Source organism: Martinezella sp. CNPSo 3732, from assembly GCF_057784515.1.
Genome location: NZ_JBXSOO010000016.1, coordinates 64,251 through 87,544 on the forward strand (window position 1 = coordinate 64,251; position 23,294 = coordinate 87,544).

The following is a 23,294-nucleotide window of genomic DNA, read 5'->3' on the forward strand; positions in this document are numbered from 1 at the left end:
GGTCTCCACGCCAAGCTTCATAGGAGAGGAAGTTGGCGCGGAGCTTATGGTTTGCATTTATGTCAGCGAGAGATGCCGGCTCTCTTCCAGGATCATGTCGTGCAGCAGCCGCGCGCTCGGCGGCATGGCGCGTTCGCGGGCGGTGATGAGGCTATAGGGCCTTACATCGATATCGAAATCGATCGGCAGGATGGAGGATTCGCCCGCCTGGGAGGTCTGCCCGCAGATGAATTGCGCCATGTCGAGCGCAATCGGCGCGATTGCATCCGTCTTGCAGACGACCGCAAGCGTCAGAAGCAGAGACGAGGTGTTGACGACGTTTTCCGGCAAGGGCACGCCGGCAGCAAGGAAAATGTCTTCCACCTTGCGACGAAGCAGCGTGCCCGGCGGCTGGAATACCCAGTCGTAACCGGCCAAATCATGCAGGCCGGCAACGCCCTTATCGAGCAGCGGATGGCCGTTGCGAACCACCAGGCAGGCTTTTTCGACACCGATCTCATGGGCCGTGAACAGGCGCGGATCGAGATCGTCCGGGATGCGGCTGATGATGAAATCGTGGCGAGCCGCCAGCAGCTCGCGCGCGAGCACATTGCTGTTCTCGACCTCGATATTGATCTCTATGCCGGGATAGGTGCGTGTCACGCGCTGGATCGCCGGGACGACAAGGCTAATCGCAGGCGCGGTCACCGCCCCCAGAAAGACCGAGCCGCCCCTGCCTGTCCGTAGGGCTCCAAGCTCCCGACCCGCCTCGCGCAGCTCCAGCAGGATCTTGCGCGCCCGCTTGGCCAAAGCGAGGCCAAAAGGGGTCAAGACGACGCCTCTGGCGACACGCTCGTAAAGCGGGCTTTTGACAATCGACTCCATTTCTGAGAGCATGCGTGAAGCCGCAGGTTGTGACATGTTCATGGACTCAGCGGCCGCTGAAATTTGCCCGTGATCCTCGATCGTGACGATCATGCGCAGGTGATTGAGCTTCAAACCGGCTTTCAACAACGCATCGTCGCGAAAACTGTCGGAATGAATCTCAATGCCATCGCTCACATAATCGTTATATATTTTCTCCATAACGGCCAATTTTCCCCTTCATCGGCAAAAAAGTACTATTTTTTAACATTATACCAAGCTTGGTATATATTTAGCCAGTTATTCTATTTGACAGTTATACGAAATCGTACGAGTTTGCCGATTGTGCGCTGGGTACAGCTCATAAACCGTGAGAGCGTGGAGGAGACCTACTTCGTTTCTCACAATTAGAAGTAAATCATTCCTTCTACGGAACCTGCCGCAGTTTCGGGCGGGCATTTTTTGTCCGCCGCATTTAACAACAAGGGAGAGAGTAATGAAATCCATTATCTCATTGATGGCCGGCGCTGCGTTCGGCGTCGCTACGCTGGTGGTACCTGCCTTCGCGGCGGACAAGGGCACGGTAGGCATCGCCATGCCGACCAAGGCTTCGGCACGCTGGATCGATGACGGCAACAACATCGTCAAGCAGCTCCAGGCTGCCGGTTACGGCACCGACCTGCAGTATGGCGACGACGACATTCCGAACCAGCTCTCGCAGATCGAGAACATGGTCACCAAGGGCGACAAGGTCCTCGTCATCGCTTCGATCGACGGTACCACGCTGTCGGACGTCCTGCAGAAGGCTCACGATGCCGGCATCAAGGTCATTGCCTATGACCGCCTGATCCGCAACAGCGGCAATGTCGACTACTATGCGACCTTCGACAACTTCAAGGTCGGCGTCCTGCAGGCTGGCTCGATCGTCGACGCTCTCGGCCTCAAGGATGGCAAGGGCCCGTTCAACATCGAGCTGTTCGGCGGTTCTCCGGACGACAACAACGCCTTCTTCTTCTATGATGGCGCAATGTCGGTCTTGAAGCCGTATATCGACAGCGGCAAGCTGGTCGTAAAGTCCGGCCAGATGGGCATGGACAAGGTCGGTACGCTGCGTTGGGATCCGGCAACGGCCCAGGCTCGTATGGATAACCTGCTGTCGGCCTACTACACCGATAGTCACGTCGATGCCGTTCTGTCTCCGTATGACGGTCTGTCGATCGGTATCCTTTCCGCACTCAAGGGCGTCGGCTACGGTTCCGGCGGCGTGAAGCTTCCGATCGTCACCGGTCAGGATTCCGAAATTCCGTCGGTCAAGTCGATCATTGCTGGCGAACAGCATTCGACGATCTTCAAGGACACCCGTGACCTCGCCAAGGTCACCGTCAACATGGTCAACGCCCTGATGGAAGGCAAGACGCCTGAAGTCAACGACACGAAGACCTACGACAACGGTGTCAAGGTTGTTCCGTCCTACCTGCTGACCCCGGTCGCAGTCGACAAGACCAACTACGAGAAGGTTCTCGTCGAGGGCGGTTACTACAAGGCTGATCAGCTGAAGTAATCTTCCGACATAGCGGTCAGGGCTCGCTCAATGCGAGCCCTGGCTTTGATATTTAAGACGATCGCGCGGTCTGCTATGTTTGATCGCGGCGTTGGATACGGACAATGGACAATACCATTCTCGAAATGCGGAACATAACCAAGTCGTTCCCCGGTGTGAACGCTTTGGAAAATGTCAATCTGAAAGTCCGTCAGGGTGAGATTCATGCTTTGGTCGGCGAAAACGGAGCCGGCAAATCTACCCTCATGAAGGTGCTATCGGGTGTCTATCCGGCCGGCACTTACGACGGCGACATCTATTACGATGGGGCGGTCCGTCAGTTCAAGACCATCAGGGATTCCGAAGACATCGGCATCATCATCATTCACCAGGAGCTGGCGCTCGTTCCGCTCCTGTCGATTGCCGAAAATATCTTCCTCGGCAATGAAGTTGTCGCCAATGGCATGATCAATTGGCAGGAAACCTTCGGCCGGACCAAACAGCTTCTCTCCAAAGTGGGCCTCAAGGAATCTCCGAATACGCTCGTGACCGACATCGGTGTCGGCAAGCAGCAGCTCGTCGAGATTGCGAAGGCCCTGTCGAAGAGCGTCAAGCTGCTCATTCTCGACGAGCCGACGGCATCGCTCAATGAAAACGACTCCGATGCTCTGCTCAATCTCCTCATGGAATTCCGCAACCAAGGCATCACGTCGATCATCATCACGCACAAGCTCAACGAAGTGCGCAAGGTGGCCGACCAGATCACGGTGTTGCGCGACGGCATGACGGTGAAGGCGCTGGACTGTCACGAGGAAGAGATCAGCGAAGACATTATCATTCGCAACATGGTTGGCCGCGAGCTGGCTGACCGCTATCCGCCGCGCTCGGTGCCGATCGGCGAAACGATCTTCGAAGTTAAGAACTGGAACGCTTTCCATCAGCAGCATCGTGATCGCCAGGTCCTGCACAATATCAACATCAATGTGCGCAAGGGCGAAGTGGTCGGCATTGCCGGCCTGATGGGCGCAGGCCGCACTGAATTCGCCATGAGCGTCTTCGGCAAATCCTATGGCCACAAGATCAGCGGCGAAGTCTTCCTCGAGGGCAAGCTGGTCGATACCAGCACGGTGCGCAAGGCGATCGATGCCGGTCTTGCCTATGTGACCGAAGACCGCAAGCAGCTCGGCTTGGTTCTGACCAACAGCATCCTGCACAACACGACGCTTGCCAATCTGCTTGGCGTTTCCAAGGCGACCGTCATCGACGATGTGCGCGAGTTGCAGGTGGCGACGAACTATCGCTCCAAGCTGCGCATCCGTTCGTCCGGTGTCTTCCAGGAAGCGGGCAACCTCTCCGGCGGCAACCAGCAGAAGGTGGTGCTGTCGAAATGGCTGTTCTCGAACCCGGACGTTCTGATTCTCGATGAGCCCACACGCGGCATCGACGTCGGCGCCAAATATGAAATCTATTCCATCATCAACCAGCTTGCCGCCGACGGAAAGGGCGTTCTGATGATTTCATCGGAAATGCCCGAGCTTCTCGGCACGTGCGACCGCATCTACGTCATGAACGAAGGTCGCATCGTAGCTGAACTGCCGAAGGCAGAGGCAAGCCAGGAGAGCATCATGCGCGCTATCATGCGCTCAGGGGAGAAACAACAATGAGTTCGGCCAACCCAGCCACAGAAAGCAGCCACGTCGTTTCGATCGGCGACCATATCCGCAACAACATCCGGGAATACGGCATGTTGATCGCGCTCGTCGTCATCATGCTGCTGTTTCAGTACTTGACGAACGGCGTTCTCTTCAGGCCGCAGAACCTGACCAACATCGTGCTGCAGAACTCGTTCATCGTCATCATGGCGCTCGGCATGCTGCTTGTTATCGTGGCCGGCCATATCGACCTTTCCGTTGGCTCCGTCGTCGGTTTCGTCGGGGCGGTAGCGGGCGTCCTTGTCGTGCAGATGCATATGAATCTCGCGCTCGCGACGGTCATTTGTCTGCTGATGGGTGCCGCGGTCGGCGCCTGGCACGGATATTTCATCGCCTATCACCGCATTCCGTCGTTCATCGTGACATTGTCGGGCATGCTGGTTTTCCGCGGCCTGACCTATACGATCATCAATACGACCGGTAACGGCAGCAGCATCGGTCCGTTCCCGCCGGCATTCCAGATCGTTGCAACGGGCTTCATCCCGGATTTCGTCGATATGGGCGGTATCCATTCGACGTCGATCCTGCTGACGGTCGCCATCCCGATCGTCATGTTCCTGCTGTCATGGCGCCGCCGCACCGTCAACGAAAAGCACGGTATCGATGTCGAGCCGTTCAGCTTTTTCGTCGCCCAAAATCTGGTTGTTGCCGCCGCCGCCATCTTCATCGGCTATCAGATCTCCTCCTACAGGGGCTTGCCGAACGTTCTGGTTCTCATGCTGCTTTTGATCGCGCTCTACAGCTTCGCCACACAGCGTACGACGATCGGCCGCCGCATCTATGCCATGGGCGGCAATGAGAAGGCGACGAAGCTCTCGGGTATCGATACCCGCCGCCTGACCTTCTACACCTTCATCAACATGGGCATCCTGGCGAGCATCGCCGGTATCATCATCGCGACGCGCCTGAATTCGGCAACCGCGAAGGGCGGTGACGGCCTCGAACTCGACGTCATCGCAGCCTGCTTCATCGGCGGCGCTTCGGCCTCCGGCGGCGTCGGCAAGGTAACGGGTGCCGTCATCGGCGCTTTGATCATGGGTGTCTTGAACCAGGGCATGTCGATTCTCGGCTACCAGACGGACTCGCAGAAGATGATCAAGGGTGCGGTGCTGCTCGCCGCCGTGTTCATCGACGTCTACAACAAGAACAAGGGTTGATCGCTTAGCGATCAACCCAGCTTTTAAAACCAAATCCATGACAGAGTCCGGCTCTCGCTGAGCGCCGGAACGGTAGAACGCATCCGATCTCTGTCTGTTAGGAAAGGATGAAAGACATGCTCATCTCGCAGATCAAGGGTTCGAACGGCGAGATCGTCGTTGCGGTCCGCAATGGACCCGGCGAAGCTGCCAAGGCCGTCGTCAATGGCGGCAGCGTCTACAAGCTTGCGATCGAAGCTGCCGATAGCGGCAAGTCGCTCGCTTCGGTCATCGAGGCTCATGGTTTCGGCGAGTCAATCGATCTCGACAAGGCCTATGCCGAAGGCCGCTTCCTGCCGCCGATCACGCATCCCGATGCTGCACATCTGCACTTGACCGGCACGGGCCTGACGCATCTGGGTTCCGCGGCTACGCGCGATTCCATGCACAAGAAGACGACGGAAGCCGCTGAGGAGACGCTGACCGACTCCATGAAGATGTTCAAGATGGGCATCGAGGGCGGCAAGCCGAAGGCGGGCGAGAAGGGCGTGCAGCCGGAATGGTTCTACAAGGGCAACGGTTACGGCGCCGCGGCGCCGGGTGCCGCGCTAGTGTCGCCTTCCTTCGCGCTTGACGGTGGTGAAGAGCCGGAAATGGCTGGTATCTATGTCATCGCCAAGGATGGCACGCCGTTCCGCATCGGCTTTGCACTGTCGAACGAATTTTCCGATCACGTCACCGAACGGATCAACTATCTCTATCTCGCCCATTCCAAGCTGCGTCCGGCAAGCTTCGGCCCGGAAATCCGCATCGGAGCGGCGCCGGAAGACATTCGCGGCACGTCCCGCATCAAGCGTGGCGACAAGGTGATCTTCGAAAAGCCGTTCCTGTCGGGTGAAGCGAACATGTCGCACACCTTCGCGAACCTTGAATATCACCACTTCAAGTACGGCATCTTCCGTGTTCCGGGCGACGTGCATGTGCACATGTTCGGCACGGCGACGCTTTCGTTCGCCGAGGGCATCAAGCCGGAAGTCGGCGATGTCTTCGAAATCGAAGTTGGCGAATTCGGTCTGCCGCTACGCAATCCTCTCGCGGTCGATGCAGAGGAAGAGGTGGCTGTTCGCCAGCTGTAATGCATCGAGCCCGGCCGCCAGGGATCGGCCGGGTATTTTCAATACGATCCAGGAAGGCATGACGCCATGACCATTCATCAGAACTTGATCGCCGGCGAGTGGACGGGGACGAACGGCACCGAGAACATCAACCCGTCGGATACGAACGAGGTCGTCGGCCTCTATGCGAGCGCAAGCACGCAGGATGTCGCGGATGCGATCGCTGCCGCCAAGGCCGCCTTTCCGGCCTGGTCGCGTTCCGGCATCCTCGAGCGTCATTCCATCCTGAGAAAGACCAGCGACGAGATTCTCGCCCGCAAGGACGAGCTCGGCGCGCTGCTGGCCCGCGAGGAAGGCAAGACCTTGCCCGAGGCGATTGGCGAGACGATCCGCGCCGCGCAGATTTTTGATTTCTTCGCCGGCGAGGCGCTGCGCCTGGCAGGCGAGGTCGTGCCTTCTGTGCGCCCGAACATCGGTATCGAGATCACCCGCGAGCAGCTCGGCGTCATCGGCATCATCACGCCTTGGAACTTCCCGATCGCCATTCCCGCCTGGAAAATCGCGCCGGCGCTCTGCTACGGTAACACCGTCGTCTTCAAGCCGGCCGATCTGGTGCCCGGCTGTTCCTGGGCGATTGTCGATATCCTCAACCGCGCCGGCCTACCGAAGGGCGTGTTGAACCTCGTCATGGGCAAGGGTTCGGTCGTCGGCCAGGCAATGCTCGACAGCCCGGTTCTTTCCGGCATCACCTTCACCGGTTCGGTCGGCACCGGCAAGCGCGTGGCGCTGTCCTCCGTCGAGCATGGCCGCAAGTATCAGCTGGAAATGGGCGGTAAAAACCCGATGGTCGTGCTTGACGATGCCGATCTGACTGTTGCCGTTGAGGCGGCTGCCAATTCCGCCTTCTTTTCGACCGGCCAGCGCTGCACGGCCTCGTCGCGTCTCATCGTCACCGAGGGCATTCACGACCGGTTCGTGGCCGCCCTGACGGAAAAGCTGAAGACGCTGAACGTCGATAACGCGTTGAAGTCGGGCACGCATATCGGCCCGGTCGTCGATGCCAAGCAGCTGAAGACGGATACCGACTATATAGAGATCGGCCGGCAGGAAGGCGCCAAGCTTGCCTTCGGCGGCGAACTCGTCAACCGCGACACACCCGGCTTTTACCTCCAGCCGACGCTCTTCACGGAAGCGACGAACCAGATGCGCATCAGCCGCGAAGAGATCTTCGGCCCGGTTGCTTCCGTCATCCGCGTTAGGGATTACGAGGAAGCCTTGGCCACGGCCAACGACACGCCCTTCGGCCTGTCCTCGGGCATTGCCACGACGAGCCTGAAGCATGCGACGCATTTCAAGCGCAATGCGGAAGCCGGCATGGTGATGGTCAACCTGCCGACGGCAGGCGTCGATTTTCACGTGCCGTTCGGCGGCCGCAAGGGCTCGTCCTTCGGTCCGCGTGAGCAGGGCAAATATGCCGCCGAATTCTTCACCACCGTCAAGACGGCTTACACGCTCGCCTGATCATCGATTTCAAAGTCCAGGCGCGAACGAGGCGGCCTGGGCGACGCAAAGGGTACTGAGACATGAAAAAGAAAGCTGAATGGCCGCGCAAGCTGCGCTCTTACGACTGGTTCGGCGGCACAGGCAAGAATGCGATCATGCATCGCTCCTGGATGAAGAACCAGGGCCTGCCGGCCGATACGTTCGACGGCCGTCCGATCATCGGCATCTGTAACACCTGGTCGGAACTGACGCCCTGCAACGCGCATCTGCGCGATCTTGCAGAGCGCGTGAAGCGCGGTGTCTACGAGGCGGGCGGCTTCCCCGTCGAATTCCCGGTCTTCTCCGTCGGCGAAAGCACGCTGCGCCCGACGGCGATGATGTTCCGCAACCTCGCCGCCATGGACGTGGAAGAAGCGATCCGCGGCAATCCGGTCGATGGCGTCGTGCTGCTCGGCGGTTGCGACAAGACCACGCCGAGCCTGTTGATGGGCGCGGCGTCCGTCGACATCCCCGTCATTCTCGTTTCCGGCGGCCCGATGCTGAACGGCAAGTGGCGCGGCAAGGATGTCGGTTCCGGCACGGCGATCTGGCAGTTCTCGGAAATGGTGAAGTCCGGTGAGATGTCGCTGGATGAATTCATGGATGCGGAGCAGGGCATGGCCCGCTCGGCCGGTAGCTGCATGACCATGGGCACGGCCTCGACCATGGCGTCGATGGCCGAAGCACTCGGCATGACACTGCCGGGCAATGCCGCCATCCCGGCTGTCGATGCGCGCCGCCGCGTCATCTCGCAACTGTCAGGCCGTCGCATCGTCGATATGGTCAAGGAGGACCTGAAGCCTTCGGACATCCTGACCAAGGAAGCGTTTGAGAATGCTATCCGCGTCAACGGCGCCGTCGGTGGCTCCACCAATGCAGTGCTGCACCTTTTGGCGCTCGCCGGCCGCGTCGGTGTCGATCTCTCGCTGGACGATTGGGATCGTCTCGGCCGCGAAGTGCCGACGATCGTGAACCTGCAGCCGTCCGGCAAGCACCTGATGGAAGAGTTCTACTATGCCGGCGGTCTGCCCGTCGTCATCAAGGCGGTTGGCGAAATGGGCCTGCTGCATAAGGACGCCATCACGGTTACGGGCGACACGATCTGGGCCGGTGTGAAGGATGTCGTCAACTACAATGACGACGTTATCGTCCCGAAGGAAAAGGCACTGACGCAGTCGGGCGGTATCGCCGTTCTACGCGGCAATCTCGCACCGAAGGGTGCCGTCCTGAAGCCGTCGGCCGCTTCGCCGCATCTGATGCAGCACAAGGGCCGCGCCGTGGTCTTCGAGAGCATCGAGGACTACCACGCCCGCATCAACCGTGACGATCTCGATATCGACGAGAACTGTATCATGGTGCTGAAGTATTGCGGTCCGAAGGGTTATCCGGGCATGGCCGAAGTCGGTAACATGGGCCTGCCGCCGAAGGTGCTGAAGAAGGGCATCACCGACATGATCCGCATTTCCGATGCGCGCATGTCCGGTACGGCCTATGGCACCGTCATCCTGCACACCGCCCCGGAAGCTGCCGATGGCGGTCCGCTGGCGCTGGTTCAAAACGGCGACATCATCGCCGTCGACGTTCCCGCCCGCACCATCCAGCTCGAGGTTTCGGACGAGGAACTGGCAAAGCGCCGCGCCGCGTGGGTTTCCCCGGTCAAGCCGCTCGCCGGCGGCTATGGCGGCCTCTACGTGAAGTCGGTCATGCAGGCCGACACCGGCGCCGACCTCGACTTCCTTGTCGGCCCGCGCGGCTCGGAAATCCCGAACAACCGCGACAGCCACTGAGATTGGTGTCTGGAGTTTGATAGGGGCGGGGCGAAAGCTCCGCCCCTTCTTCATTCCCGCACTTTGTGGTATTGACCATCTCGCTTTAGATGACCATATTTTATGTACATCTGTACGGGAGTTGTGTCCATGTCTGTCAAATCTGTCGGCGCCGCCGAATTCAAAGCGAAATGCCTTCATCTGATCGATCAAATGGGCAACGACGGAGAGCCCATTATCATTACGAAGCGTGGAAAGCCGGTCGCTTTGTTGGCCCCCGCGCCGGAGAAATCAAATCGCCCCAGTATCATCGGCGCGATGAAGGGCAGTGTTCTCCAATATGACGATCCGTTTCTGCCTGTTGTCGATGCTGAAGAATGGGATGCGACGCATTGATCGTCATCGATACGCACGTTCTGATCTGGGCTATGCATGACGATCCGAGGCTGAGCGCTCCGGCTCGTGAACTTATCGATGAAACGACGGCGCGCAGTCGCATTCTGATCTCGGCGATCACTCCCTGGGAAATTGCCATGCTCGCGGAAAAGGGACGCATTGCACTTGGTGACGACGTCGGCCGTTGGCTCGGTACAGCACTCGCCTTACCCGGTTTGGAGCTAGCTCCCATAGAGCCACAGATCGCAGTGGATAGCGTTCGGCTGCCGGGTGAATTCCATGCCGATCCGGCAGACCGTATTATTGTGGCAACAGCGCGCTTTCATCGTATTCCGCTACTGACAGCCGATGATGCAATCCTTCGCTATGGCGGCAAAGGCCATGTCGAGGTTTTCCCTGCCGGGTGAATTGCGGCTATTGGCTCTGGCTCTGGCTCTGCCCCTGGCTTGCCACCGATACCTTGACGGTAAGTGTTTCGCCCGGTGTGCCGATCCGCATGCCGGACACGGGAGCGGCGTCGCGATAGCAGAGGCCGGTTGCGATGCGGACGTAGCGGGCGTCGGGGCAGACGTCGTTGGCTGGATCGAAGCCGACCCAGCCGAGGCCGGGAATATGGGCTTCCGCCCAAGCATGCGTGGCTGCCTGCTCGTTCTTGCCTTCCATCATCAGGTAGCCGGAGACGTAACGGGCAGGGATCTGCAACGCACGGGCGCCGGCGAGGAAAATATGGGCGTGGTCCTGGCAGACGCCGCTCTTTGCCTCCAATGCCTGCTCCGCTGTCGTTTCAGTGTCACTGGTGCCCGGCTTGTATTCCACGGTCTCGTGGATTGCCTTCATCAACGCGTGCATCTTGCCGAGCTCGTTGTCGCCGGAAACGCCGCGCAACAGCTCCTTCGTGAGCTTGCCTGCTTTGGTGCGCGGCGAATCCCGCAGGAAGAGCCAGAGCGGGCTGAACCCGACATGTGGGCCGATCACGCCGTTCAGATCCTGTGTTTCAACTTCGCCCGATGCGATGATCCTGGTGGAATCCTGTTGGCCGTCGAGGGAAACGAGCGTGGCGCGATTGCCGAACTGGTCGTCATATTCCACCTCGGGCTTGGCGCCTTCGACCGAGAGTTTCCAGTCGATGACCGTCTGTCCAACGCCCGTCAGCGGCGTGAGGTGCAGCCGCTGCAGCGAAAATTGCGCCGGCTCGTCGTAGCGATATTCCGTGATATGGCTGATGGTCAGTTTCATGATATCGCCCGCCTATTCGTAGAACCGGTAGCCGTCGGATATTTCGGCGCCCAACTGGTTGTTGCGTGCGACGAAATCCTCGAGGAACTCATGCAAGCCCTGGTCCATGATGCGCTTGATCGTCAGCTTTTGCAGCGACTTGCGGATGGCTACCGCCGTATCGTGCGCTGGCAGCTTTTTTTCATATTCGGCGCTGAGATAGCCGATATTGCTGACGATCTTTTCATAGCAATAGGCGAGCGAACGCGGCATCTGCCCATTGAGGATCAAAAAGTCGGCGATGTTTGCCGGCTTGTATTCAGGATCGTAAGCCCATTTATAGGCCCGGTGCGCGGAAACCGAGCGCAGGATCGATTCCCATTGGGCATTGTCGAGCGAGGAGCCGACATGCGAGACGGACGGCAATAGGACGTAATATTTCACGTCGAGAATGCGGGCCGTGTTGTCGGCGCGCTCGATGAAGGTGCCGATGCGGGCAAAGTTATAGAGCTCGTTGCGCAGCATCGAGCCGTGGAAGGCGCCGCGGATCAAGCCGGCGCGCTGCTTGATGACGTCGATCATCTCGGGCAATTCCGCGGTCTTGAGCCGACGGCCGAGCATCGACTTCAGCTCGATCCAGCATTCGTTGGTCGCTTCCCAGGTGTCGCGGGTCAACGCCGTGCGCACCATGCGGGCATTGTTGCGGCCATATTCGATGCAGGACATGACGCTTGACGGATTGGAGCGGTCGCGCATCAGATAGTCGATCGCGTCGGCGCCGGTCAGCTTGTTATGCACCTCATCGTAGGCCTCGCGTACGCCGGCGCTTTGCAGGACTCCGTCCCAGTCGTCATCGACGGCATCGCTGCGGGTCAGCGACATGCGCTGGCCGGCGTCGACAAGGCGGGCTATGTTTTCGGCGCGCTCGATGTAGCGGAACATCCAGTAGAGGCCATTCGCGGTTCTTCCCAGCATGTCCGATCAGTCCTCCAGAACCCAGGTGTCTTTGGTGCCGCCGCCCTGGCTGGAGTTGACCACCAGCGAGCCTTCCTTCAGCGCCACGCGGGTCAACCCGCCGGGGATGATCCGCACCTTGTCGGAAACGAGGACATACGGCCGCAGATCGACGTGCCGCGGGGCAATGCCCTTGTTGACGAGGATCGGCACGGTTGACAGCGAAAGGGTTGGCTGCGCGATGTAGTTGTTCGGCTTGCTCTTGAGCTTCTCGGCAAAGGCCGTCCGCTCCTTCTTCGTGGCCGTCGGTCCGACGAGCATGCCATAGCCGCCGGAGCCGTGGACTTCCTTGACGACGAGGTCGGCGAGGTTATCGAGCACATATTGCAGGCTGTCCGGCTCCGAACAGCGCCATGTCGGCACGTTTTCGAGGATCGGCTTGCGGCCGGTGTAGAATTCGACGATTTCGGGCATGTAGGAATAGATCGCCTTGTCGTCGGAAATGCCGGTGCCGGGTGCATTGGCGATGGTGATATTGCCGGCGCGATAGACATCCATGATACCGGGGATGCCGAGCGCGGAATCCGGGCGGAAGGTGAGGGGATCGAGGAAATCGTCGTCGACGCGGCGGTAGAGCACGTCGATCGCCTCATAGCCCCGCGTCGTGCGCATCTTCACCTTGCCGTCGATGACGCGCAGATCCGAGCCTTCCACTAGTTCCACGCCCATCATGTCGGCGAGGAAGGAATGCTCGTAATAGGCGGAGTTGTAGATGCCTGGCGTCAGTACGGCAACACGCGGCTTGCCGGTGCAGCCGGGAGGCGCGAGCGATGCCAGGCTCTGGCGCAGCAGCAGCGGATAGTCCTCGACGCGCTGCACTTTGTTCTGGTGAAACAGCTCGGGGAACATCTGCATCATCGTTTCGCGGTTTTCCAGCATGTAGCTGACGCCGGACGGTGTGCGGGCATTGTCCTCGAGCACATAGAACTGGTCCTCGCCGGTGCGCACGATGTCGGTGCCGACGATATGGGTGTAGACACCGCCCGGCGGGCGGAAGCCGATCATTTCAGGCAGGAAGGCGTCGTTCTTCTCGATCAGTTCGCGCGGGATGCGGCCGGCGCGGATGATTTCCTGCTTGTGGTAGATGTCGTGGAGGAAGGCATTGAGGGCGATGACCCGCTGTTCGATACCCTGGGCGAGCTTGCGCCATTCGCGGCCTGATATGATGCGGGGGATAATGTCGAAGGGGATGAGCTTTTCGGAGGAGTCTGCGTGTCCGTAGACCGCGAAGGTGATGCCCGTCTTCCGGAAGATGGTTTCCGCATCGCGGGATTTGGCAATGAGGTGGCCCCTGTCCTGGCCTGAGTACCACTCGAAGTATTTCTCGTAAGGCGCGCGCGGACTTTCATCCGCAGTAATCATTTCATCAAATGCCAAAGGTGCGGTCCCCGTGTTTTTACCCATTTGAATACAATGGTTTTTACAATGCAAGAACTATGCGCAGTTGCCATCGCGAATTTCGCACCATCGAAAAATGCCGGATTTACAGGCATTTAGGAGGAGCGGAGGTGCTGCCTGCCGGGTCTTGTCGCAATCTGTGGATCAAAATTTGAGCATCTGCTTCTTTTGCGGACTGAGCGCCTGGGTGGCCGCTGAGGCTTCTGAAACCAGTGCGGTGGTTCGCCAGACGTGAAGAAAAATTGATTGCTATTTTCAGCAGATCGATTTTGACCGCGCAACCGCCATCGGCTATCAGCCTTCAACCCCTCCGCGCGACACCCCGAGTCGACCAGGATTCCGGATCCCAAGCGCCAAATATATCGGTCCGATTCCCATGTCCCTCGACAAACTCGCGCCGGCGATCTTCGTCCTTCTCTGGTCCACCGGCTGGATCGTCGCCAAATATGCTTCGCTGCATGCAGGCCCTTTCACCTTCCTGATGATCCGCTACAGCCTGTCGGCACTTGCTTTCGTGCTGTTCTGTTCGATCGTCGGCGCCCGGTGGCCGCGCGATTGGTCGAGCGTGTTCCGAGCCATCTATTCCGGCATTTTCCTGCATGGCATCTATCTGGCGGGTCTCTGGTGGGCGATTGCCGAGGGCGTGCCGGCCGGCATTTCCGGCATCATCGCGGCGCTGCAGCCGCTGATGACCGCCATGGCCGCACCGCTTCTCGTCGGCGAGCGGCTGCAGCCGACGCAGAAAGTTGGCCTGCTGCTCGGTTTCATCGGTATTGCCATCGCGATCTCACCGAAGCTTCTGACAACGGATACGGCCAATCTCTGGCAATCTGCCATTCCCCTGGTCGTCAATCTGCTTGGTATGGTCTCGGTGACCTATGGCACGCTCTACCAGAAGCGGCACCTGCAGACTGGCGACCTCAGAACCATCGCGACCTTGCAATATGTCGGCGCGCTGATCGTCACCGTGCCGCTCGCCTTCATTTTCGAAGGCCTGCGCTTCGACGGCACCCAGACGGCGATCCTGTCGCTGCTCTGGTCGGTCTTCGGCCTGTCTATGGGCGCCGTTGGTCTGCTTCTCTATCTCATCCGCCGCGGGCAGGTGTCGCGCGCGGCATCGCTGATCTACCTGATGCCGCCTGCCGTCGCCATCGAGGCGGCCATCGCCTTCGGCGAGCCGCTGACACTGCCGATCATCGTCGGTACCGTGATTGTGGTGATCGGTATTTATCTCACCAACAGGCGTCAGGCGGATGTGGTGCCGGAATAGGCTCTATGGCTTCTTGCGGGCGTCGATCCGTCGCCGCCATCGCAGAAGCCTGCCATCGACAACCACCAGGCTAGAGACGATCAGGGCCAATCCGAGGAACTCGTAAGGTTCCAGGCGCTCTCCAAGGAATGCGGTACTCAAGATGATTGCGCTTGCCGGCACGAGCAGCGTCACCAGCGATGCATTCGTCGCCCCCGCAGAGGCGATGAGATTGAAATACAGAATGAAGGCGAAGGCGGTCGTCACAATTGCGAGAGTGCCGATGGACAGCCAGATCGAGATATTCGTACTTACGATTTCGCTCGGATGGTAGAGAAGAAGGACGATCGGCACCATCACGATGGCGGAGGCACTCAGTTGGCCGGCCGCGACGACGACCGGCTTCATGTCTCGAAATCGCTTTGCGAAAACGGCTGCAAACGCATAGGAAATTGCCGCTCCGATGATCGCAAGCTTCGCCCATGTCGGCCCGCCGAGATTGGCGAAGAGCCCTGGGCCGATCATGATGGCGGCGCCGGTAATCCCGAGAGCCACGCCGGCAAGTTTGCTGGCGGAAAGCTTTTCGTCTGCAGTCAGCAGATTTGCGACCAGGACTGTCCAGAGGGGCGTCGTCGCATAGAGCACCGAGGCAAGACCCGCTCCGATCTCGGTTTGACCGCTGAATATCAGAGAAAACGGGATGATGTTGTTGAGCAGCGCGAGCCCCAGGAACGAAGCTGATCTGGCGATGGCGGGCGCAAAGGAAATGTTACGCAGGCGCAACCAGACATGCAGGACAAGCGCGGCAATCGAAACCCGATAGAGGACCAGCGCCAGCGGCGGGATTTCTGCCACCGCTATATGGGCAAAGAAGAATGATCCGCCCCACAGCGCGCCGAGAAGCACGAGTTGTCCCCAGTCGCTTGCCGACATTGGCTGTGTTGCCGTCGTTTGCAATGCAGCGCCTCCCAACCCTCCAGACATGCTGCAAGCTATGCCGGGAAGTGTCTGCAGGCAGGAAACAGTTATCCAAACATTGGTCGCCAAGCGAAACGGAATGTCAGGCAGCCGCAAAGTTTCGAATTTACGCTCATGACTGAGTCGGTAGTCATTTGGGTAGATGTGTGAGGCGTAAAAAAAGGGGGCCAGTGGGCCCCCTTGAACTTTATCAAGCACGTTCGCGGCGCTGGCCACCATTGCCGGGGCCACGGCGCTTCATGCGGCCGTTGCCGCCATTGCGCTGTTCGCCCTGGGCGCCGCGTTCTTCGTTGTGGCGGCCTGCGGGGCGGCCATGGGAATGTCGCTGGCCGCGATGGGCTCCGCCCTCATGCGCGGCACCGTTGCCGTTGGATTGGCCGTTGTGCTGCTTGCGAGCGGGGCGGAAGTCCGAGGTCGAGGCGAGGTCGTTGTCGGGTTCCTGACGCGGCGTCGGTTCGTTGCGACGCTGGCCACGGAAATCGGCATTGCGATTGTTTTCTCGCTGCGGGCGATCGTTGCGCGGGCGGCGATCCTGGCGATCGCCAGCCTCACCACGAGCCTCGCCGTTTTCCTTGTCGAAGAACGGACGGCGGGCCGGGCGTTGCGGGCGGCTTTCGCCACGCTCGCGTCCCTGGCCGTTTTGGCCTCTGCCCTGGCCACCATTGCCGTGATTACCATTACCTTGGCCACCACGACCCTTGCCGCGAACGGGACGGCCGCGATCGGCCGGGGCTTCGCCACTGGCAACGGCAATCTCGATACCCATCAGGCGTTCGATGTCGCGCAGCAGGCGAATTTCATCGGGCGCGCAGAAGGCGATGGCGATGCCATCGCGGCCGGCGCGGGCGGTGCGGCCGATGCGGTGAACATAGGCATCGGGAACTTCCGGCAGATCGAAGTTGTATACATGCGAAACGCCGGGGATATCGATGCCGCGGGCGGCGACGTCGGTTGCGACGAGAACGCGGACGTCACCATCGCGGAAGCCCTTGAGAGCGCGCTCGCGCTGGCCCTGGCTCTTGTTGCCGTGGATGGAGGCAGCGGCAAAACCGACGTGATCGAGGTGCTTCATCAGCTTCTCGGCGCCATGCTTGGTGCGCAGGAAGACGATGGCACGGCCATCCGGATTGGCGGAGATGGTTTCCTTGAGGATCTCGGTCTTGTGGTTCTGGCCGGCGACGAAGTGGACATACTGCTCCACCTTGTCGGCCGCCTTGCCCGGAGGCGAGACTTCGACCTTGACCGGATTGGTCAGATAGTCGGAGGCGAGATCGGCGATCGCCTTCGGCATGGTAGCCGAGAACAGCAGGGTCTGGCGCTTGGCCGGAACAAGCTTGGCGATCTTGCGCAAGTCGTGGATGAAGCCGAGATCGAGCATCTGGTCGGCTTCGTCGAGAACGAGATGGGTGACATGGCCGAGCGAGAGGGCGCGGCGGTTGATTAGGTCGAGGAGACGGCCGGGCGTCGCGACGAGAATATCGGTGCCGCGCTCCAGCTGAAGCTGCTGCTTGTTGATCGACGCGCCGCCGACCACGAGGTTGATGCGCAGCGGCGACTTGCGGACGAAGAGCTTCAGATTGTCGGCGATCTGGTTCACCAGCTCGCGGGTCGGGGCGAGGATCAGCGTGCGGACCGTGCGGTTGTCGGGGCGCTTGGCTTCCTTCAGCAGCATTTCGATGATCGGCAGGCCGAAGGCGGCCGTCTTGCCGGTGCCAGTCTGGGCGAGGCCGATGAGATCACGGCCCTGGAGAACGAGTGGGATGGCCTGAGCCTGAATGGGCGTTGGCGTCGCGAAATTGTTCTGCGACAGTGTATCGACGATCTGCTTGGAGAGACCAAGCGAGTGAAAATCAGTCAATTCAATACCTTTCGGGGGCGCCAAAGCAAATAGGCCGGGTCGCACCATGCGGTCCGGTCTGTCTCTGGCGTCAAGAACCCCGCGTGAAGTGGGAACTTGTAAGTTGGAAATAGCTTTCCAGCGCATCTGGCCGCAGCGCCTGGCGCGGCCTCATTCATAAAAGCGCTTTTGTCCTTCTCTTGCGTACAGATTGTCCCGCAGGGCACGCTCACGCGGCGGCCGGAAGGTGAAAGCTGGAGCGCATTTGGTCTTAAATGCCACCAATGTCAAGGGGTGTGAGCGAAAGCTTTTCAACAGACAGACGAAAATGCCGCCGGAAATCCGGCGGCGTGAGAGATCGGAGACGATTGATAGGGAACTTCGTCTGTACCTTGCTGTGCCCTCAGGCTTCAGCGGCAGACTTCGACGCGGAAGGGCCGGCCCCAGGCATCGTGGCGCCATGCCCAGTAGCAGCTGGGGTAGGGGCGTACATAGACGCGCTCGTAGGCTGGGCCGTCGTAGTAGGCCGGATATGCCGGATAATAAGCTGGGTAGGCGGGCCGTGCAGCCCCGGCTATCAAGGCGCCGCCGACAACACCGGCGGCAAGACCGCCGAAGAAGGCGCCGCGGTCGGAGGCGCTGGCAGTGGTAGTGGTTACGGCAGCGGCGCTGCCAAGCGTCAGCGCGATCAAACCGGCCGTCGTTAATGTGCGAAGCACAGACATTGACATCCCTTTCCCAAAACACAGGCTGGCTCCTAGCCTAAGCCGAGTTTGACGTTGCGCAGGAAAGGGGGCGAAGTCGCGGCCAAAAAAGGAGCCGCGACATTAAATTTCGTTCATGATTTGAGGCGTAAAAGCCCTTTGTTTTCAGCTAGAAATCGGTGGGAACGCCACCCTCTGCCTTGCGCTTGGCGACGAAGGCGTCGAGCTCCTCTTCGATCGCCGGATCAAGCGGGGGGCGTTCATAACGCGCCAGCGTTTCCTTATAGATGCGGTTGGCGTGATCGTAAGTTGTCGGCCGCCCGGCTTCCGTCCATGTCTCGTTGTTTCGCCAGTCTGACAGGATCGGCGAATAGAAGGCCGTTTCGTAGCGGGCGAGCGTGTGTGCCGTGCCGAAATAGTGGCCGCCGGGGCCGACATCGCGCACGGCATCAAGTGCCAGGGCATCGGCGCTGACATCGAGCGGCTTGAGGAATTCCGCGACCATCTGCAGCATGTCGACGTCGAGGATGAATTTCTCGAAGGAGGCGGTTAGCCCGCCTTCGCTCCAGCCGGCTGCATGCAGGACGAAATTGCCGCCGCCCTGGGTCAGCGCCCAGAGCGACAGCGCCGATTCGTAGGCCGCCTGCGCATCGAGCGTATTCGAAGCGTTCGTGTTGGAGGTGCGGTAGGGGATGCCGTATCGGCGGGCGAGCTGTCCGCCCGCGATGACCGCCTTCATATATTCCGGTGTGCCGAAGGCGGGTGCGCCCGTCTTCATGTCGACATTCGAGGTGAAGCCGCCATACATGACCGGTGCGCCCTTACGCACCATCTGGGTGAAGGCGAGGCCGCAGAGCGCCTCGGCATTCTGCTGCACCAGCGCGCCGGCGATCGTCACCGGCGCCATGGCGCCCGCCAGCGTGAACGGTGTCACCACGACTACCTGGCCGCGCGAGGACATTTCAATGATCCCCTGCAGCATCGGTCCGTCGAGACGCAGCGGCGAGGAGGAGTTGATGATGGTGAAGAGCGAAGGCTCGCGCTCCATCTGCTCCATTGTGATGCCGCGGCCGATGCGGGCGATTTCGATGGCATCGAGATTGCGCTGCTGGCCGAGCGAATAGCAATGAAAGGCCTTGTCGGTGAGCTTCACGATGTCGGAAAGGCAGTCGAGATGGCGCACCGAGGCATGGATGTCGATGGGTTCGACCGGATAGCCGCCGGTCATATGGATGACATCGAAGGACTGGGCGAGCTTGATGAGCTTGCGGAAATCCTCCTGATTTCCCGCTCTCCTGCCGCCGTCGCGGTCGGCGACGAAGGGGGCGGAAGCAACCTGCGCGAAGACGAGATTGCGGCCACCGATCTCAACGTTTCTAAGGGGATTGCGGGCGTGCAGCGTAAAGTTCGAGGGGATCGAAGCGATCAGCTCCATGATCATGTTGCGATCGAACCGGACGCGTTCCTTGCCGGGCGTGACATGCGCGCCGGCAGCCTTCATGCGCTCGCGCGCCTCGGGCAGGATGATATCCATGCCGATCTCTTCGAGAATGGTCAGCGATGCCTCGTGGATATCGTCGAGCGCTTCGGGCGACAGAAGTTCCGTGCGAGCGAGATTGTTGACGAGGTTGAGGTATTTCGTGCCGCTCGGCTTGCGGCTGCGTTCAGCCCCACGTCCTCCAGCCCGCCGCCGCCGTTCGCCCGTTGCCGTTGCGATCTGCGCTTCGTTCAAGGTCAGGCTTTCTTCGTCGCTCATGGCGCTCGCTCCCAATGATCCGTTGACGGATTCTTGGCAGAGTTTCCCCCGGCATGCCGCCGTCGTTTGCGACCAAGGCATGACCGTTATAGGACAGTGCATGGTCTGAACGCGACGTCGGCGCGGTGGTTTAAACATGGTTAACGCCTTGTTAAAGCCAATTGTGCTAGAGCGTCGTTTCATGAACTGTCATGCGCGGTGAAAAGAGAGGCTCCGTTTGACTTTGGACGGTGAACTGCTCGACATAGCGTGCCGCCGGATCGCCAGTCTGGACAGGCCCGCCTACATCAAGAACAGCGAGCTTCGTTACGTCGCCGTCAACGATGCCTATGCGCGGTTCTTCGGGCGCGATATCTCCGACTTCATCGGCAATCGCAGTCACGATCTTCTCGATGCGGGCGAGAGCGCCGACAGGGAAGACAGGGAACGCCGTGCGCTGGTCTTCGGTTCGGAAGAGGTGGCACTATGCTTCGACGCATCGGGTCGCGAGCGATCGCGCATCCAGATCGAGAGTTTTTCCCCTTCGGAAGACCGCATCTATATTTTCGGGGTGTTTCTGGAAGCGACTGCCAGGAGACTGCATCAGGATCTCGACAATATTCTTCGCTCGATGCCGATCGGTGTCCTGATCCACGACAGCGGCTATGTCGTCGAATACGTGAATGACGCCTTCTATGACATTTTCGAATTCTCGAAGGATGAGCGTTTCGAAGGCCGCCCCTATCGGGATCTGATCGCAAAACACTATGAGCTGGCGCGTTTCGATTCCGACGGCCGTAGCATCGACGACATTTATCAAGCGCGCCTGGCGGCACTGCGCAAGGCAGGCGAGCATCTGCAGACGGAAGTGAATTTTGCCGACGGCAAATCCGTCATCATCGACGCGCGCCGCATTTCCAACGGGCGGACGCTGATGTCCTACACGGATATTTCCGCCGTCAAGCAGCAATTCCGTGAGATCACCGAGGCCAGGCTGGCGCTGGAACGCCTCGGCGAACTCATGGCCGATGCCATGCAGGCCATGTCCCAAGGTTTAATGATCGTCCAAGACGGTACGATCATGCTGGCCAACGACCGGCTGAAGGATATGCTGAAGCTGCCGGCGGAGCTTCTGGAAGTCGGCAAAGACTGGTCCGCGGCGTTCGATTATTGCGCGCAACGCGGAGACTTCGGTGAGGATGCCGAGGCTGTGCGAGCGTCCTGGGGGGAAAGCATCGCGGCCGGCAAGCCGATCTCCTGCGTATTCCAGATTAAAGGCGACCGCTGGATGCAGCTCGACGCCGCCCTCGGCGAGCATCGCCGCTGGACGGTGGCGCTGACCGATGTCACAGAGATGAAGGAGCGCGAGGCGGATTTGCAGATGCTCCTGGCGCGCAGCAATGCTGCGGACCGGGCGAAATCCGAGTTTCTGACCCATATGAGCCATGAAATCCGCACGCCGATGAACGGCGTCCTCGGCATGGCGGAATTGCTTGGCAAGACCGATCTCGATGCGCGGCAGAAGACCTTCGTCGATATCATCGTCAAGTCGGGCAATGCGCTGCTGACCATCATCAACGATATTCTCGATTTTTCCCGCATCGATACCGGCGAAATGCACCTGCGCAAGATGGCATTCGATCCTGCAGAGGCCGTCGAGGATATCGCGACCTTGCTGGCTGCCGCCGCATCGGAAAAGAATATCGAGCTGATGGCGCGCATCGCTCCAGGCGTGCCGGCGGCAATCCTCGGCGATGCCGGACGTTTTCGCCAGATCGTGACCAATCTCGTCGGCAATGCGATCAAGTTCACCGAGCGAGGGCATGTGCTGGTGGAGCTGGATAGCCAGCCGGCGCCAGACGACAATATATTGCTCACGCTGCGTGTCGAAGACACCGGTATCGGCATTCCGGAAGAAAAGCTCGATACGATCTTCGACAAATTCTCACTGGCGGATTCCTCCTTTGCCCGGCGGCTTGAGGGCTCGGGCCTTGGTCTTACCATTACTGCCGGCCTCGTCCATCTGTTCGGCGGCTCTCTGTCGGTGGAGAGCGAATGGGGCAAGGGATCGGTTTTCACCGCCCATCTGCCGATGCCGCTGGTTGCAGCGCGCAGCCAAGTCGCGGAGCTGCCGGCCAATATCAGGGATGCCCGCGTCCTGATCGTGGAAGACGACCCGATCCATCGGCGCATCTTGACCGAGCAGCTGCTGCAATGGGGCTTCGACGGGTATGCCGCCGAGGATGGCAGGACCGCGCTCGCCATTCTGGATGCTGCTTTCGACATGGGCGTGTCGGTCGATGCGATCATCGTCGACTACAGCATATCAGGCATGAATGGCTATCAGATCGCGAGCGCATTGCGCGCCGATCCGCGCTTCGATACGCTCCCGATCGTGTTCCTGACGTCGATGGGTGTCGCCGGTTACGACAGGGAATTTGCCGCCGTCAACGGCCAGGCGCATCTGATGAAGCCTGTGCGCGCCAATGTGCTGCGCGGCACGATCATCGATGTCGTGCGCGCATCGCGGCGGAAGAAGCTGGGGGAGCGATTGGTCCCCGTTGAACGTCGGCTGCCACTGGAGGCAGAAGCGGCCGCTGCGATCGAGGCTACGGATCGGATGACCTCGACCAAGTCTGGCAACGCCATCGACGTCCTCGTGGCCGAGGACAACGAGGTGAACCAGATCGTCTTCACGCAGATCCTGCAGGCGACCGGCTTGCGGTTCCTCGTCGTGGAGAACGGTCAGGCGGCCGTCGACGCATGGCGCCAGCTGCGGCCGTCGCTGATCCTCATGGATGTGTCCATGCCGGTCATGAATGGTCATCAGGCGACCCGCATGATCCGGCAGTTCGAGACGCAGGCCGGGCAGGGATGGCACGTACCCATTGTTGGGGTTACGGCGCAGGCACTGGATGTTGATCGCATCACATGCATGCAGTCGGGCATGGACGATTGCATGTCCAAACCGATCAGTCCCGAACTTCTCGAGACGAAGATCCGGCGCTATCTGGGCGATACCGCTCTGGTGGCTGATCGCTCGAAGAACTAGTGTTCAGATCTAGACTTGGGTGCATGGTTGGATGCCGTCTTTCGGCCAGCGCAACGGTCGCG

General features: G+C 59.9%; 18 protein-coding genes. 10 read left to right on the forward strand and 8 right to left on the reverse strand.

Annotated features, from left to right (window positions below):
* Window positions 1-57: 57 nt before the first annotated feature.
* Window positions 58-1,065, reverse strand: coding sequence for a LysR family transcriptional regulator (locus AC13RM_RS22880; protein ID WP_374815419.1), 1,008 nt, complete (start codon window positions 1,063-1,065; stop codon window positions 58-60).
* Between the two features lie 274 nt (window positions 1,066-1,339).
* Here AC13RM_RS22880 and chvE point away from each other — a divergent pair, with 274 nt between their 5' ends.
* The 8 genes from chvE to AC13RM_RS22920 all read left to right on the forward strand — a co-directional run bounded on the left by chvE (window position 1,340) and on the right by AC13RM_RS22920 (window position 10,457).
* Window positions 1,340-2,404, forward strand: coding sequence for a multiple monosaccharide ABC transporter substrate-binding protein (gene chvE / locus AC13RM_RS22885; protein ID WP_285173217.1), 1,065 nt, complete (start codon window positions 1,340-1,342; stop codon window positions 2,402-2,404).
* A 104-nt stretch (window positions 2,405-2,508) separates the two neighbouring features.
* Entirely contained in the window at window positions 2,509-4,047 is a 1,539-nt protein-coding gene (mmsA, locus tag AC13RM_RS22890; protein ID WP_285173218.1) for a multiple monosaccharide ABC transporter ATP-binding protein, read from the forward strand.
* Window positions 4,044-5,252, forward strand: a complete 1,209-nt coding sequence (gene mmsB, locus AC13RM_RS22895) for a multiple monosaccharide ABC transporter permease (protein WP_374815416.1) — start codon at window positions 4,044-4,046, stop codon at window positions 5,250-5,252. Before mmsA ends, mmsB begins: the two co-directional genes overlap by 4 nt.
* A gap of 116 nt (window positions 5,253-5,368) precedes the next feature.
* Window positions 5,369-6,367 carry an AraD1 family protein gene (gene araD1 / locus AC13RM_RS22900; RefSeq protein ID WP_488555588.1) on the forward strand — a complete coding sequence of 333 codons (999 nt, stop codon included), beginning with the start codon at window positions 5,369-5,371 and terminating at the stop codon, window positions 6,365-6,367.
* A 66-nt stretch (window positions 6,368-6,433) separates the two neighbouring features.
* Window positions 6,434-7,867 carry an aldehyde dehydrogenase family protein gene (locus AC13RM_RS22905; protein WP_488555589.1) on the forward strand — a complete coding sequence of 478 codons (1,434 nt, stop codon included), beginning with the start codon at window positions 6,434-6,436 and terminating at the stop codon, window positions 7,865-7,867.
* A 62-nt stretch (window positions 7,868-7,929) separates the two neighbouring features.
* The gene (gene araD, locus AC13RM_RS22910) at window positions 7,930-9,675 is read left to right on the forward strand and encodes an L-arabinonate dehydratase (protein WP_113230061.1); all 1,746 of its coding nucleotides are present in this window, start codon (window positions 7,930-7,932) and stop codon (window positions 9,673-9,675) included.
* Between the two features lie 129 nt (window positions 9,676-9,804).
* Window positions 9,805-10,050 carry a type II toxin-antitoxin system prevent-host-death family antitoxin gene (locus tag AC13RM_RS22915; protein WP_113230062.1) on the forward strand — a complete coding sequence of 82 codons (246 nt, stop codon included), beginning with the start codon at window positions 9,805-9,807 and terminating at the stop codon, window positions 10,048-10,050.
* On the forward strand, window positions 10,047-10,457 hold the full coding sequence (locus AC13RM_RS22920; RefSeq protein ID WP_488555590.1) for a type II toxin-antitoxin system VapC family toxin: 411 nt from the start codon (window positions 10,047-10,049) through the stop codon (window positions 10,455-10,457). Before AC13RM_RS22915 ends, AC13RM_RS22920 begins: the two co-directional genes overlap by 4 nt.
* A gap of 7 nt (window positions 10,458-10,464) precedes the next feature.
* Here the strand turns inward: AC13RM_RS22920 and AC13RM_RS22925 are convergent, their stop codons facing one another.
* Genes AC13RM_RS22925 through AC13RM_RS22935 form a run of 3 tightly spaced genes read right to left on the reverse strand, consistent with a single transcriptional unit; the run spans window position 10,465 to window position 13,656 of the window.
* Window positions 10,465-11,286 carry a transglutaminase family protein gene (locus tag AC13RM_RS22925; protein ID WP_488555591.1) on the reverse strand — a complete coding sequence of 274 codons (822 nt, stop codon included), beginning with the start codon at window positions 11,284-11,286 and terminating at the stop codon, window positions 10,465-10,467.
* Window positions 11,287-11,298: 12 nt separating this feature from the next.
* Complete coding sequence (locus AC13RM_RS22930; RefSeq protein WP_113230065.1) at window positions 11,299-12,240, reverse strand: alpha-E domain-containing protein; 942 nt, start codon at window positions 12,238-12,240, stop codon at window positions 11,299-11,301.
* Window positions 12,241-12,246: 6 nt separating this feature from the next.
* Window positions 12,247-13,656 carry a circularly permuted type 2 ATP-grasp protein gene (locus AC13RM_RS22935; protein WP_113230066.1) on the reverse strand — a complete coding sequence of 470 codons (1,410 nt, stop codon included), beginning with the start codon at window positions 13,654-13,656 and terminating at the stop codon, window positions 12,247-12,249.
* A gap of 397 nt (window positions 13,657-14,053) precedes the next feature.
* Between AC13RM_RS22935 and AC13RM_RS22940 the strand changes: the two genes are divergently transcribed.
* Window positions 14,054-14,947 (forward strand): DMT family transporter, encoded by an 894-nt coding sequence (locus AC13RM_RS22940; RefSeq protein WP_440480015.1) that lies wholly within the window; start codon window positions 14,054-14,056, stop codon window positions 14,945-14,947.
* Window positions 14,948-14,950: 3 nt separating this feature from the next.
* Here AC13RM_RS22940 and AC13RM_RS22945 read toward each other — a convergent pair whose 3' ends face one another.
* The 4 genes from AC13RM_RS22945 to AC13RM_RS22960 form a co-directional block, all read right to left on the reverse strand.
* Window positions 14,951-15,859 (reverse strand): DMT family transporter, encoded by a 909-nt coding sequence (locus AC13RM_RS22945; protein WP_374815631.1) that lies wholly within the window; start codon window positions 15,857-15,859, stop codon window positions 14,951-14,953.
* A 235-nt stretch (window positions 15,860-16,094) separates the two neighbouring features.
* Complete coding sequence (locus AC13RM_RS22950) at window positions 16,095-17,810, reverse strand: DEAD/DEAH box helicase (protein ID WP_285173231.1); 1,716 nt, start codon at window positions 17,808-17,810, stop codon at window positions 16,095-16,097.
* 341 nt (window positions 17,811-18,151) lie between these two features.
* On the reverse strand, window positions 18,152-18,466 hold the full coding sequence (locus tag AC13RM_RS22955; protein ID WP_285173232.1) for a hypothetical protein: 315 nt from the start codon (window positions 18,464-18,466) through the stop codon (window positions 18,152-18,154).
* 148 nt (window positions 18,467-18,614) lie between these two features.
* Window positions 18,615-20,201: a trimethylamine methyltransferase family protein gene (locus tag AC13RM_RS22960; protein WP_374815396.1), complete on the reverse strand. Its 1,587-nt coding sequence runs from the start codon at window positions 20,199-20,201 to the stop codon at window positions 18,615-18,617.
* A 217-nt stretch (window positions 20,202-20,418) separates the two neighbouring features.
* Between AC13RM_RS22960 and AC13RM_RS22965 the strand changes: the two genes are divergently transcribed.
* Complete coding sequence (locus AC13RM_RS22965; RefSeq protein ID WP_488555592.1) at window positions 20,419-23,232, forward strand: response regulator; 2,814 nt, start codon at window positions 20,419-20,421, stop codon at window positions 23,230-23,232.
* Window positions 23,233-23,294 lie beyond the last annotated feature (62 nt).

Bases quoted from the DNA above. Each gene is read 5' to 3' on its own strand.
- mmsA (WP_285173218.1), top strand. From the start codon at position 2,509: ATGGACAATACCATTCTCGAAATGCGGAACATAACCAAGTCGTTCCCC.
- araD (WP_113230061.1), top strand. From the start codon at position 7,930: ATGAAAAAGAAAGCTGAATGGCCGCGCAAGCTGCGCTCTTACGACTGG.
- AC13RM_RS22950 (WP_285173231.1), bottom strand. From the start codon at position 17,810: ATGGTGCGACCCGGCCTATTTGCTTTGGCGCCCCCGAAAGGTATTGAA.
- chvE (WP_285173217.1), top strand. From the start codon at position 1,340: ATGAAATCCATTATCTCATTGATGGCCGGCGCTGCGTTCGGCGTCGCT.
- AC13RM_RS22925 (WP_488555591.1), bottom strand. From the start codon at position 11,286: ATGAAACTGACCATCAGCCATATCACGGAATATCGCTACGACGAGCCG.
- AC13RM_RS22940 (WP_440480015.1), top strand. From the start codon at position 14,054: ATGTCCCTCGACAAACTCGCGCCGGCGATCTTCGTCCTTCTCTGGTCC.
- AC13RM_RS22930 (WP_113230065.1), bottom strand. From the start codon at position 12,240: ATGCTGGGAAGAACCGCGAATGGCCTCTACTGGATGTTCCGCTACATC.
- AC13RM_RS22905 (WP_488555589.1), top strand. From the start codon at position 6,434: ATGACCATTCATCAGAACTTGATCGCCGGCGAGTGGACGGGGACGAAC.
- araD1 (WP_488555588.1), top strand. From the start codon at position 5,369: ATGCTCATCTCGCAGATCAAGGGTTCGAACGGCGAGATCGTCGTTGCG.
- AC13RM_RS22955 (WP_285173232.1), bottom strand. From the start codon at position 18,466: ATGTCTGTGCTTCGCACATTAACGACGGCCGGTTTGATCGCGCTGACG.
- mmsB (WP_374815416.1), top strand. From the start codon at position 4,044: ATGAGTTCGGCCAACCCAGCCACAGAAAGCAGCCACGTCGTTTCGATC.
- AC13RM_RS22880 (WP_374815419.1), bottom strand. From the start codon at position 1,065: ATGGAGAAAATATATAACGATTATGTGAGCGATGGCATTGAGATTCAT.
- AC13RM_RS22915 (WP_113230062.1), top strand. From the start codon at position 9,805: ATGTCTGTCAAATCTGTCGGCGCCGCCGAATTCAAAGCGAAATGCCTT.
- AC13RM_RS22945 (WP_374815631.1), bottom strand. From the start codon at position 15,859: ATGTCGGCAAGCGACTGGGGACAACTCGTGCTTCTCGGCGCGCTGTGG.
- AC13RM_RS22960 (WP_374815396.1), bottom strand. From the start codon at position 20,201: ATGAGCGACGAAGAAAGCCTGACCTTGAACGAAGCGCAGATCGCAACG.